Raw genomic sequence first — 12,432 nt, 5'->3', positions numbered from 1 at the left:
CTTTCCTCACTAATTTAATGGTTTTGAGCTAATAACCTCTACACCTTCTATTTTCCACGGAGTTTCAATAAAAATTTGTTCATATTCCAAACCACCTTGATAGATGCCTCCTTGACTCGCAACAGGTCCTCTGTATATTGTTGTGCCAGCTGGTATTTTTATTTCGTAAACTGTATTTAAAGGAGAGCTGCCAGTGTAGTTTCCTGAACGATCTGTCCAAATTGGTTTTACTGCCGTATTTATTCTAACTTCTATCTCAGAATGTGGGGCTGATTCTGTAAACCATTGCCCTAGCGGATTGCTTTGGTCGCCAGCTCGATATAATATTTTGGGAGACTTCAAAACTTCAACATCATACCGTCCCCCATAAAAATTAACATTAGGCTGACCTCTTAAATCATTTAGTGGACCAGGATTTGTATATGAATTATATTCATAAGTTTGCAAATCGGGATATTTAGATTGAATATTATTTACTACTGGTCCCTCAACATCTAAATTCTTAGGTGCAGGCTGAGGCTTGACTACCGGCTGAAGCCTCGTGGTTGAAAAGTCTTTAAACCCTGAATTCTCCCTCGCAAGCCTGCTTTCTTCTATATTTCGTAAAATATGTTCGCGATCATAAGGTTTTGTGGTTTCTGTTATAGTTTTACCATTGATATCTACCTTAAGGTTAACCTCAGGAATTACTGGATTCCTATTGAAGAATGGAATCTTCCCTTTTACCTTACTATATACATCCAAGAACGTTGTATAGGGTTTATTGTAGTACTGATTATATCCAACATAAGTGGTTACCTTAAGGTAGCTCCTTAAAACTTTGTCCTATTTTTAATTTTCTACTATGTAAACTTGAAAACTCTTGACCTTACTGCCAACAACATGCTTTTCAACATCGCATTCCCACCAAGGAAGAATATCTTCTTCCAAAATTTCTAAAAATAAGTCTTTAGATGATAAGTCATCTTTTAAGAAGCTATCATAATTTTCAAGAATAAAGTTGTATTCTTCAGCTTTTATCCATGATAAGTCTGTCAGCCAATCTGTAATAGATGACCAATTATTGGCATCAGGAAGTCCGACATTTTTTTCAAGAAAACGAAATAGTTCTTCTTTGTTTTGGATCTGCTTCCCATCAAAATTTGCTACAAAGCCACTGAAAGGCAATCGATCTTGCATTTCAAGTTTCGTAATGTAATGAATTCTATTTTTCAGGATTTCAAACCTCTATTCTATTTTTTTAAAATGTTTTATAATGGTCTTCTGTTTTGAGTAAAATCTATTTTTGAATATCGATTTGAAAAAATAGGTTGATTCAAACTAAACTTGCTGGTTGCTGAGGAGGCCACATAACCTCCTACGATGTTCCCGATAAAGTTTGCAGTTTGAGCATCTTCTTCACTTCCACCTAGGAGTTTGGTCCCATGATAGACAACCTGACCACTTGTATAGAGATTTATTTCTCTTAGAATACAATATAATTATACAAAGTCTAATTGAATAGTTTGATTGCTCTCCATTTTTTTAGCTGTATTAATAATATTTTCTATTTCTCTTTGAGTTATCGGAAGATTCTCATGAGGAGGCTCCCATTGTGTCATACTATCTTTATAAACAACAAATTTTTTATTGATCAGCAATTCTCCTTGTGCTTTTATGAGGAAACCATTCTCTAAATCAAAAGTAATTGTTGATCTTGTTCCTGTAATTTTCATTTCTACCTCTCGAATATAATTTTTTCTACCCCTGTTTTAGGATCTATTGTTGTAACCTTAGTAACATTTGGATTGGCCTTCAATCTTGGTAGTTCGATGTTTTCCCAAATATTTCCTGGTCGTAGTTCGCTACCAACTACAGCTCTTATTTCACCAGATACTTGCTCTGCGTAAACATTCGAAGCTTCCTCCCAAGCTGTTACACTTGAAGGAGTATTAAAATCCCATTCAGGCATTACAATGTTCGTATCATCAATCGTAGATTCTAATGTAACTCCTCCTTTATTTTTTGCTATTTTTTTCGCAACATCCATTCCTCCAATGCCATCTGTTCGTCCTGACCAGAAAAAAGCCGTATCTGGATCAGTTTTCAATCTACCTCTTATTAACTCAACATCAAAGTCAGTTTGAGTAAAATCTATTTTTGAATATCTATTTGAAAAGACAGGAATTACTGGTTTCCTATTGAAGACAGGAATTTTCCCTTTTACCTTACTATATACATCCGAGAAAGATGTGTAGGGTTTATTGTAGTACTGATTATATCCAACATAAGATGTATACAAGGTACTTGCTAGTTGGAGGCTATCAGTAAAACCTCTCACCTTCTTGATATTTTTTGCACTATTGATTTCTTCCTGTGTAGCAGGTTTACCTGTAAAAGGATCAATACCTTCTTCAATTATATAATAATCATATTTAGTTTGAAAAGCAGGATCTCGCCAACTGAGCATTTTTTGACTATCTAAAAAGAAATAACGGTCTAGTAGGTAATGATAATTAGCTCGCTCTGTTTCAGATTTAAATAGTTGTGCATATGGATTCACATGAGCCATGGAGATCAATGTTTTAAGTTCTGGGTAGGCCTCTTCTAACGCTTCTTGATCCATTGCATCGATACGTTTCTTAAATTTTGGGTCCACCTTGGCTAATTCTGAAGGTAATAATCCTAAATGATCATTCTTAACTTCATTATATCTCTTCCATAACAATTTGAGATCATTCATATCCCACTTGGAGAGAACCACATCACCCTGCCCCATAGTCGTAAATCTTTTATAGACTTGAATCACGTCTCCATACTCTTCCTCCAGTTCTGCACGTGACATTTTTGAGAGTTTGTCTTCTAATGTTTCAACCTTCGGATTCTTCACTTTGTTTAGGTTTGCTTGACGTTTTTGCCACCCTAAAGAGACTGTTTGCTTCCAAGATAGATCCACTCCACTACTTGGAGGCAAGTAGGTTCCACTAGCAGCATCTCCTGTCGCTAGCAGTTCTTTTGTTTAAATTAACACGCCTACAGAATCATCCTAATATCAAATTTTTTTGAGAAATACATGGACAAACTTCTTCTAAATTAATAAACTGACTTCATCATATGCTATAATTTAGTTATATTTTACAAAAATGAAAGTTTCTAACTAATGCCCCTATTTGCTCATTAATGTAACTGGGCTGTTATGTCATTATCAGTTTTATGTTATAGCTTTATCAAGGAGTTTCGTCTATGTTTCAATACCTTAAGCCTTTGCGCTGGTATCTTTTCTTTAATTTTCTCTTTAGTGGCCTGTCCAATATTTGTACGGCTCTTCTTCCATACTTTACACAAGAGTTAATTCGTGGCCACTATCAAATAGCTTTGTCAGGTTATTGCATCGCAGTTATAGGTTACCTGACTTGCAACTACATCCAAATGCGACTTGACTGGAAACAGGCCATTCTCTTTTCGACAAATCTAAAGAACGATTGGTTTCAATCTCTTTTAGGACTTGCCCACCATGATTTCAAGCAGAAAACAGTCGCAGAATACATTTCTTATCAATCTAATGATCTTGACTCACTGGAAAAAGATTATCTACCTCCACTGATGAGTTTTTTTAAGCAGATTCTACGAATTTTGATTTATACCATCATTATTACCAGAACGATCAATCCTATAGTGGCACTGATCCTACTGATTTCAACAGCCATCAGTATTCAAATTCCAAAGATCGTTGGTCAATTGACTGCGAAGCGTAGACAAACCTATCTTGAAAAGCAAGGTGATTATTATCGGACCTTGGAGGATCTATTCCGAGGACATCACCTAGTTAACAAACTTACTCTACCTCATTTTATAGAGCAACAAAGAAGTTCTCTCAAAAACTTGCAGGATAAGTATCTTGGGTATGGTTTGACTAAAATTACAGGTATTCTCTTGACGGGTATTTCTTTTGAATTCATTAGCCTTATTCTCTTTTCCTATCTAGCTTACTCTCTATATCATCATCAAATTGGTATCCCTGAGGTGGTGGCCAGTTTTGGTTATATTACAGCCTTCTCAGAACCAATTCAAGAAATCCTTTACGATCTGCAAATGTTGGAGTCGGTAAAACCTGTAATTAAAAGCTTTCAAACTATTGTTAAGCATCCATCTTCAATTCAGGCACCACAGCTTTCTTTTGAAACGATCAAATTGAAGAATCTTTCTAAACAACTTGGGGAATCAACATTGAAGATTTCTTTTGCCACCATTCACAAAGGAAATAAGATTGCCCTCATAGGAGAGAACGGATCAGGTAAGAGTAGCCTACTCAATATTTTAAATGGTACGGATGAGGATTTCCAAGGCGAGATTTTGCTGAATGATCTTCCCCTAAATCAGCTTTGGGGAAGATTTGGCTTGATTTTGCAACAAGAGCATAGCTTCATCTCTAGTTATGAAAATAATGTTACGCTATTCAATACTTTCCCTGCAGAGTTTAAGGATGTGGAGTTCGAAGTAACACCTCCTCAATCCCTGTCAGGTGGTCAACAACAACGCATGTACCTCAATCGAGAAAAAAACCGCCAGAGTCCATTAGTTATTATGGATGAACCTTTTTCAGCATTGGATGCTCATCAGTTCGAGGCAGAATTGAAAAAAGTACTAGACTTACCGTGTGCTGTCATCATTACTTTACACCGACAGAATGAAGCACTGAAGAACTTTGACCAAGTCTGGGAAATTAGATCTGGAGAACTAATCATTCAAAAAAATGAGTAGACTTGCTTTCTCACGAAGATTTGTTTTACCATGATCAATACATCATCAGGCACAGATAGATTGAGGTCATCTTAACCTCAAAAAGAGAGTGGGACAGAAATCGGTAATTCGTTAGAATTCGATTTCGTCGTCCCACCTCCGCACAGTTGAGTAGGGCTGTAAAAGCTGATGAAATCAGCGTAGTAGAGCCCACTCAACCACTGCGTCTTGCTCGACAATCCAAAAACAATTGAGAGGCTAGGACTTTTGTCCCAGCCTCTTTTTTATATTTAATTGTATTTCTTCCAACCCCTTCTATTACATCTTTAATTTCAAAAGGGATGAATCGTTTGATCAGTGCATAAGTAAACTGGATTGATCTTCTCAATACTTCCTACTCGTCAGTGGACTTCTTAACTGTAATCACTCAACTAAAGATTTTATTCATACAAATGCAAATCATGATTTGCACTCTCTAAAAAGATATCACTCATTTAAATACTCTTTTCCTTAAATCCTATTCTACAAAATATGGCCATGAATTCATACGAAAACAAAAAGAGAGCAACAAACTGAGCTACTCTCCATTTTGTTTATTTTTCGACCATTCCGCCTTTGATAAGACTGTCTTTCGTTACTGAATAACTGACTGTTTTGTCATCTAGGGGATTAAATCCTGGTACGATTTCTTTTAATTTATTAAAATCGATTTTTGTGTAATCAATGGTATTGCGGATATAAAAGATTCCGTCTTTGTATTCTGATGTTAGTTCAAATCCATGGCCCATCAGATCTTTGAATTTTTCTTGGCTCTTAGCAACGGCTTCTTTCATGGTTTCAAGAGGGTTCTCACCAGGCACTTTTGAGACGTCGTAATCATCAACTTTTTCTTGTAATAACAAGGTATCTCCCTTGTAATACAATGTAATAGTTGACTTACCTGCTTCATCACTCGTTTCGAGAACGGTTTTTTGTGCACCTGCTAGTGCATCTTCTTTTTTGCTTTCATCAGTTGATGACTCTTTTGTCTTCTCTTTAGCGGATGATTTGCTTGTTGCTTTACTGGTTGCTTTAGTAGACGATGGACTAGTAGATTTTGTAGTCTCTTTTTGTGCGCAACCAGCTAAAAGAAGACCCGCTGTCAAGAAGACGGCTAACATTTTTGTGGTTTTATTCATTTTGAATACCTCACTTTTTATGATGGTTAAGGAAATGACTGACGTTTGAAACGAGTCATTTAGCAAGATCAACTGTCGTTTTAAATGTTATTAGAAAAGTCTCAAAAATGATGTCCGCAGTCCCTCCTTATCGATCATTGTAGCCATCTGGGTGGCTGGAATGCCAAGCCCAGGCTGTTTGGATGATGGTTTCGATATTGTCAAATTTGGGTTGCCAGCCGAGGATGGCACGCGCCTTCTCAGAGGATGCGATCAGGGTATCTGGATCTCCTGGTCTGCGATCGGCCAGCTCAAGTGGGATCGGATGACCCGTCACCTTGCGGGCCGCTTCAACGATTTGAAGATTAGAGAATCCTGTCGATGAGCCCAGATTAAAGGCGGTAGAAGGGTTGCCATTACGCAGATACTCCACTGCTAAAAGATGGGCATCTGCCAAGTCAAATGGATGGACGTAGTCCCGAACATTGGTCCCATCTGGTGTCTTGTAGTCATCTCCAAAAATAGCGATCTTCTCGCGTTTGCCTTGGGCCACTTGTAAGACGATTGGCAAGAGGTGGGTCTCTGGTCCATGGTCTTCGCCAATAGAGCCGTCAGGTTTAGCACCCGCTACATTAAAGTAACGAAGGGGCACATACTTGATGCCATAGGCTTGATCGGCCCAGCGCATGATGGTTTCCATCATGAGCTTGCTTTCGCCATAAGGATTAATCGGTTTTTGTGGAGTGGTTTCAAGAATCGGAATCTCTTCTGGAATACCGTAGGTGGCAGCAGTTGAAGAAAAGACGATGTAGTGCACCCCACATTCATGCATGACTTCCAAGAGTTTGACCATGCCAGCTGTATTGTTATCAAAATACTTCAATGGATCTGCCATAGATTCCGCGACTAGTGAGTAGGCAGCAAAGTGGATGACCGCATCAATATCTGCATGTTCCTTAAAAACCCTGCGCATAAAGTCTTGATCCGCTAGGTCTCCTTGGTAAAAGACGGCATCTGGATGCACCGCTGCACGGTGTCCTGTGACCAGGCTATCGACTACGACGACTTTTTCCTGTCCTTCATTGACCAAACGGTCTACCATGTGGGAACCGATATAGCCAGCTCCTCCGAGTACGAGTATTGCCATTTGTTTTCCTTTCGCTTCTTTGTCTTCTCTCTTATTGTACCAAATTTCTGCCTCTTCTCCACACTTAAAGTGTCGCGACAAAGCGTCTAAAGGCTGCTTGGCCTTCTGCTGTTCGCTTGTAGACTCCGGCATCTTCGAGCACGCGCGCAAAGATCTGACCGACTGATTCACGAACAATAGCTTCTGCCTCTGCTTCTTCTGTGATGGATGGGTGAGTGGCTTTCAAGTCATCCGCCCAGTCCTGGTGGTAACTAGCCACACTGCTTTCTCGTCCAAGCAGATAATCTTGGACCTGCTTGAGCTCCTCCTTGAGTCGAGGTGGCAAAATGGCTAGACCCATGACCTCGATCAGGCCTATATTTTCTTTTTTGATGTGTTGGACATCCGCATGTGGGTGATAAATGCCATCTGGATGCTCTGGTGAGGTTTGGTTGTCACGGAGCACCAAGTCCAGTTCATAATGCCCATCACGAATCCGTGCAATGGGGGTAATGGTATGGTGGGGCTGACCGTCGGATACCGCTAAGACTTGAACGGCTGGATCCGAGTAGCCTCGCCAGGCTGTTAGGATATGGTCTGCCAGGGCAATCAATTGTGCCTTGTCGTCCGATTGCAAGCGGAGAACTGACATGGGCCAGTTGACAATCCCTACCGATACAGCCCCAAATCCCTCAACGCTAAAGCTTTCCTCCACAGGAGCTAGCTCCATAGGGAAGGTGTGGCGTCCGCCTTGGTAATGATCATGAGTCAGGATGGACCCCCCTACAATGGGCAGGTCTGCATTGGAGCCCGCAAAATAGCCTGGAAAAGTCTCGACAATGGTCAAGAGTCGCTCAAAGGTCTTGCGACTAATGGCCATAGGAACATGCTGGCTATCGAGGAAAATGCAGTGTTCATTGAAGTAGGCATAAGGGGAATATTGAAAGCCCCAATCATGACCGTCCATGTCAAAACGGATAATCCGATGATTGGCCCGGGCTGGATGGTCTAGGCGACCTTGATAGCCTTCATTTTCAAAGCACAATTGGCAGGCTGGATAATGACTGGCTTTGGCAAGCTTGGCCGCCGCAATGTCTTTAGGATCTTTTTCAGGTTTTGACAGATTGATGGTGATTTCAAGAGAACCGTAGGGAGTTTCTGCCTCAAAGGCAATGTTTTGCGCAATCGCTTTGACCTTAATGTAATCATTGCGCATAGAGAGGGCATAGAAATCTGCAATCGCGTCTTCCTTGGACTGACGGTAGGTTTCCCAGAAACGATGGTTGACCTGACTAGGGCTAGGGGTAATCCAATCCATCAACTCCGCACCCAGACTGTCTTTTGCGGCCATACTGTCCTGGATCTTGCTATTTGCAACAGCGATCTCTACCAGCTGATCTTTGAGTGCGATCAACTCTTCTTTTTGGGCTGGAGCATCTAGCCCTTCTTCTCCAACGCGACTCATGATGCGATTTTTTAGATAAATCCGATCCATCTCTTCGTAGTCACTTGCCGCAATGACGGCTGTGACAAATGCATCTAATACCTGTTCTGTCATCCTATCTCCTTTTTAATCAAGTACCCGTGTTCCTGCCGCAACTTCTGCAATATAAAAGCTAGGCGCATAGCCAACGACTTCTTCATAGCGTTTGCCGACAGCTTCTTTAAAGGCTTCAACCTTATCTTTGTTTACGAGGGCAATGGCGCAACCACCAAAGCCTGCTCCTGTCATACGAGCGCCCAAGACGCCTTCTTGTTCCCAGGCTGTATGCACCAAGGTATCCAATTCTAGACCTGTCACTTCGTAGTCATGCTCCAAGGATACGTGGGAAGCATTCATGAGACGGCCAAAGCCTTCCAAATCACCTGCTTCAAGGGCCTTACGAGCTTGGAGAGTTCGTTGGTTTTCAAGTACAGCATGGCGAGCTCGTTTGATGCGATTTTCATCCTTGATCAAGTAGCTGTAGGCATCAAAAGCCCAGAGATCCAGTTCCCCTAAGGTTTGGATATCCAATTTTTCTTGGAGTTCAGAGACGGCGGTTTCACATTCTGAACGACGTTCATTGTATTTTGAATCCGCTAATTCCCGGCGTTTGTTGGTATTCATGATGACTACGACATTGTCTTTGAGGTCCAGCGGTACCAGATCATACTCTAGGGTGTTGGTATCGAGATAAATAGCCCGTTGATCAGCTCCCATACCGATGGCAAATTGGTCCATGATCCCAGAGTTAACTCCGATGAAGTGATTTTCGGTTTGTTTTCCGATCTTGACCAGATCTAGACGATCTAACTGAAGATCATATAGTTTCTCAGCGATGACGCCAATCAAGAGCTCAAGGGAAGCTGAAGAAGAAAGACCAGATCCATTTGGAATATTGCCGTAGACATAGACGTCCATTCCGCTATCAATGACATGACCAGCTTCTTGCAAGAAGTGGAGTACGCCTTTTGGATAGTTGGTCCAGTTGTGTTCTTTTTCAAAGTGGAGGTTTTCAAGCGGAACTTCAATGATCCCCTTGTCTTCAAAGTTTCCTGAGAAGAAACGCAAGACCTTGTCCTCACGCTTTCTTGCCGCTCCGTAGGTACCAAGTGTAATGGCTGCTGGGAAGACATGCCCACCATTATAGTCCGTGTGTTCACCGATCAGATTGATCCGTCCTGGTGAAAAGAAAGTGTGGTCAGCCTTTTCCCCAAAGACAGCCTGGAACTTTTCTTGTAAATCTTGAGATGTGATTGTTGTCGTCATGAGAAACTCCTTTAGTTTTGTAAACGTTTTTATACTTGTATTATATCTGATCACAAGTAAAACTTCAAGTGTTTTTAGTAAAATTTTATTAATTTTTTATTTTATGCCAAAGAAGGCTATAACAAAGGGTTTTCCTCCGATTAAAACTTCTATTCGATCATTGACAACTTGAGTTAATTTTAGTAAAACTTTACCAAAAAATCTCAATTGGAAGTGTCACCCAATTGAGATTCTTAATTCATTAGTTTTTCTTTCTTGGATAGACAAAAGATCCAAGGAAGGTTAAGAGGCTGACACCCATAAGGGAGAGGAGGTTCCCTGTTTGACCGGTTTTTGGCAATACCGATGATGCAGGACTGGCTGAAACACTTGCAGGAACCTGAGCAGTGTCATGTGATACAGAAACCGGAGTGACTTGTGGACCATCAAGAGGGCTCACCTTTTCTTGCTTGCTAACAAGAACCTGTGTTCCAGTGTGACCAACCTCTACTGGTTGTGTCTGATGGGTTGGATCTTGAACTGGTGAAGTTGGATCTTGGGTTTCTGGTGTTGGCAATGGTGCAGGTGCTGGATAGAAGAGACCATGACCAATACGGTAGGCGTACTCTGTTTCCGACATTTTTCCGTCTACAATTTTTGGAATATCAACCGGTAAGGTACCTAGATGTTCTTTGCCATTGAAGATGACTTCCACTCCTGCAGGAATATTAGGACCAAATGCATTGTCTGGTTTGAGGGATTCCGTTGGATCCATTCCCTTATTTCCATAGACTGCCAAAATGGCTTTGGCTGCTGGATAGTTGGCTACATCATAAGGTTTAGAGATAGAAAGGACAGCTGCCTTCTTATGGTTGGTATTGGCATAATTGACGATCTCTGTTGGGATCTTGGTCCGCCAGAAATCTTTATCCAGTTGCCCTTCATAACCGATCTCTGAAATGACTACGATGTGAGTCGCTTTTTCAAGATCTTCTTTTAGACTATCCAGAGTAGATTCTTTAGTGAAGTTCTTGGCCACAAAGGAGGTGTCTTTTGGAAGCACTCCGTCAGCAATTAAGCGACGCATACCCAAATCGAGTCCAGGAACTTCGTTTTCAAAAGCTCCTAAGAGTAAGACATGGTCCCCTGTTTGCACCTTAAATGGCAAGGTATTGTCTTCATTTTTTACAACCGTCACCGCTGCTGCTGCAATCTTACGTTCCAAGTCACGGTTGAGACTAGATCCGACTGCTTCTTCTGCTTTTTCAGCTGTCCGAGCACTTGGATCAAAATTTAGGACCCCACGTTTTTCTTTGAGAGTCAGGATCCGACGAACCGACTCATTTAAGCGCTCTTCTGAAATGTCACCGGTTTTCACGGCATCTACCACTGCATCTACAATGGTATCAATCTTGCTCAAATCGGCTTTACTGCGAAGGGTCGTTGGCATCAAGACTAGGTCAACTCCTGCTTTGATGGCCATTTTCACAGCTTCCACCTCACCGAAGTTCTTGGCAATGGCATCCATTCCCATGGCATCGGAGACAATCACGCCCTTATAGCCGTATTTCTTCCTTACCAAGCCCGTTAAAATATCATCTGAAAGTGTCGCTGGAACATAGATTTTCTCACCCGTTTCTTTTGACACGACCTGATCTTTTTCAATTTGAGGGTATTGGATATGAGCCGTCATCAAGAGGTCTACCCCTTCATCCATAGCTTTTTTGAATGGAAGGAGTTCCAATTTTTCAAGCTCAGCAAGAGATTTATCTACCAATGGCAGACCTGTATGGGAATCGACCGCTGTATCTCCATGACCTGGGAAATGCTTGGCTGCTACAGCCACATTGTAGTCCTGAATCCCCTTCATCATCGGAATACCAAGATAGGCAACCCGATTTGGGTCAGATGAGAAGGAACGAAGCCCAATCACAGGATTTTGAGGATTGTTATTGGTATCTAGAACCGGAGCAAAGTCCACATTCAAGCCTAGCGCAGAAAGTTCACGTCCGATGATTTGACCGGCTTCTTTCGCTAGTTTGGGATCATTGGTAGCCCCAATGGCCATATTGCCAGGAAGGGCTGTACCTGTCCCCAAGCGGTAGACGATCCCCCCTTCTTGGTCGATGGCTAATAATAGCGGAATCTTCCCGTTATTGGCTTTGTTTTCAATCGCTGCCTTTTGCATATCTTGCGTCATAGCCAGGGTCTGCTTGGTCTCTTTGACGTTTTCAGCAAAAAGAATGACGCCTCCAAAATCATATTTATCAATCGCATCCGCTACTTCAGCATTGACCTTGGTGAGATCCTGTGGCGACTCCTGATTAGCCTCCTGCCACTTACGGAAGTCCGGCATGATCATTTGCGTAACCTTTTGCTTGAGAGGCATATCTTCAAGCAGTTTTTCCACTTGGGGAGAGGCCGTCTCCGTTGTTGTTTCCGTTGGGGAGGTTGTAGGGGTTACTGCACGGTCTGTTGAAGTTGGCGTTTCGGCCACTTCTCCCTGATTTTCTGTGGTGGTTTCTGGCGTTGGAGAAGCCACCACCTCTTCTACTGTTGCTGCCGGTTCATTGGCTTGATCCGACGCTTGAGCTGTGTCTGCTTTTGCTGTTTGGACGGACAATAGAGCAAAAGCCGCTAATAGGGCCGCAGATGGATACATGATTTTTTTCATAAAGCGACCTCCTTTCTTTCAATAGATA

The 12,432-nt window shown here is 41.6% G+C and carries 9 protein-coding genes and 1 pseudogene; 1 reads left to right on the top strand and 9 read right to left on the bottom strand.

Annotated elements, in window-relative coordinates:
* Window positions 1-9: 9 nt before the first annotated feature.
* From QM870_RS00255 to QM870_RS00240, 4 genes and pseudogenes are all read right to left on the bottom strand, one after another.
* Window positions 10-744 carry a hypothetical protein gene (locus QM870_RS00255; protein WP_070594971.1) on the bottom strand — a complete coding sequence of 245 codons (735 nt, stop codon included), beginning with the start codon at window positions 742-744 and terminating at the stop codon, window positions 10-12.
* An 87-nt stretch (window positions 745-831) separates the two neighbouring features.
* Window positions 832-1,179 carry a barstar family protein gene (locus QM870_RS00250; RefSeq protein ID WP_003007812.1) on the bottom strand — a complete coding sequence of 116 codons (348 nt, stop codon included), beginning with the start codon at window positions 1,177-1,179 and terminating at the stop codon, window positions 832-834.
* A 302-nt stretch (window positions 1,180-1,481) separates the two neighbouring features.
* Window positions 1,482-1,715, bottom strand: a complete 234-nt coding sequence (locus QM870_RS00245) for an Imm74 family immunity protein (protein WP_024056346.1) — start codon at window positions 1,713-1,715, stop codon at window positions 1,482-1,484.
* 2 nt (window positions 1,716-1,717) lie between these two features.
* Window positions 1,718-2,974, bottom strand: a pseudogene (locus QM870_RS00240) (hypothetical protein); the annotation flags it as partial.
* A 248-nt stretch (window positions 2,975-3,222) separates the two neighbouring features.
* Between QM870_RS00240 and QM870_RS00235 the strand changes: the two are divergent.
* Window positions 3,223-4,740, top strand: a complete 1,518-nt coding sequence (locus QM870_RS00235) for an ATP-binding cassette domain-containing protein (protein WP_049516153.1) — start codon at window positions 3,223-3,225, stop codon at window positions 4,738-4,740.
* 572 nt (window positions 4,741-5,312) lie between these two features.
* On the opposite strand, the gene QM870_RS00230 is transcribed toward QM870_RS00235, so the two are convergent.
* The 5 genes from QM870_RS00230 to QM870_RS00210 form a co-directional block, all read right to left on the bottom strand.
* Window positions 5,313-5,897 (bottom strand): DUF1307 domain-containing protein, encoded by a 585-nt coding sequence (locus QM870_RS00230; protein ID WP_045759595.1) that lies wholly within the window; start codon window positions 5,895-5,897, stop codon window positions 5,313-5,315.
* Between the two features lie 127 nt (window positions 5,898-6,024).
* Window positions 6,025-7,023, bottom strand: coding sequence for a UDP-glucose 4-epimerase GalE (gene galE, locus QM870_RS00225; RefSeq protein ID WP_414367998.1), 999 nt, complete (start codon window positions 7,021-7,023; stop codon window positions 6,025-6,027).
* A gap of 64 nt (window positions 7,024-7,087) precedes the next feature.
* On the bottom strand, window positions 7,088-8,560 hold the full coding sequence (gene galT / locus QM870_RS00220; RefSeq protein WP_414367995.1) for a UDP-glucose--hexose-1-phosphate uridylyltransferase: 1,473 nt from the start codon (window positions 8,558-8,560) through the stop codon (window positions 7,088-7,090).
* 12 nt (window positions 8,561-8,572) lie between these two features.
* Complete coding sequence (locus tag QM870_RS00215) at window positions 8,573-9,751, bottom strand: galactokinase (RefSeq protein WP_155200362.1); 1,179 nt, start codon at window positions 9,749-9,751, stop codon at window positions 8,573-8,575.
* Between the two features lie 241 nt (window positions 9,752-9,992).
* Window positions 9,993-12,404, bottom strand: coding sequence for a glycoside hydrolase family 3 N-terminal domain-containing protein (locus tag QM870_RS00210; RefSeq protein WP_414367992.1), 2,412 nt, complete (start codon window positions 12,402-12,404; stop codon window positions 9,993-9,995).
* Window positions 12,405-12,432: the final 28 nt, after the last annotated feature.

The sequence above is a fragment of the Streptococcus parasanguinis genome (genome assembly GCF_047463195.1).
GTDB lineage: Bacteria > Bacillota > Bacilli > Lactobacillales > Streptococcaceae > Streptococcus > Streptococcus parasanguinis_R.
This window is presented reverse-complemented; position numbering and strand designations above follow the sequence as displayed.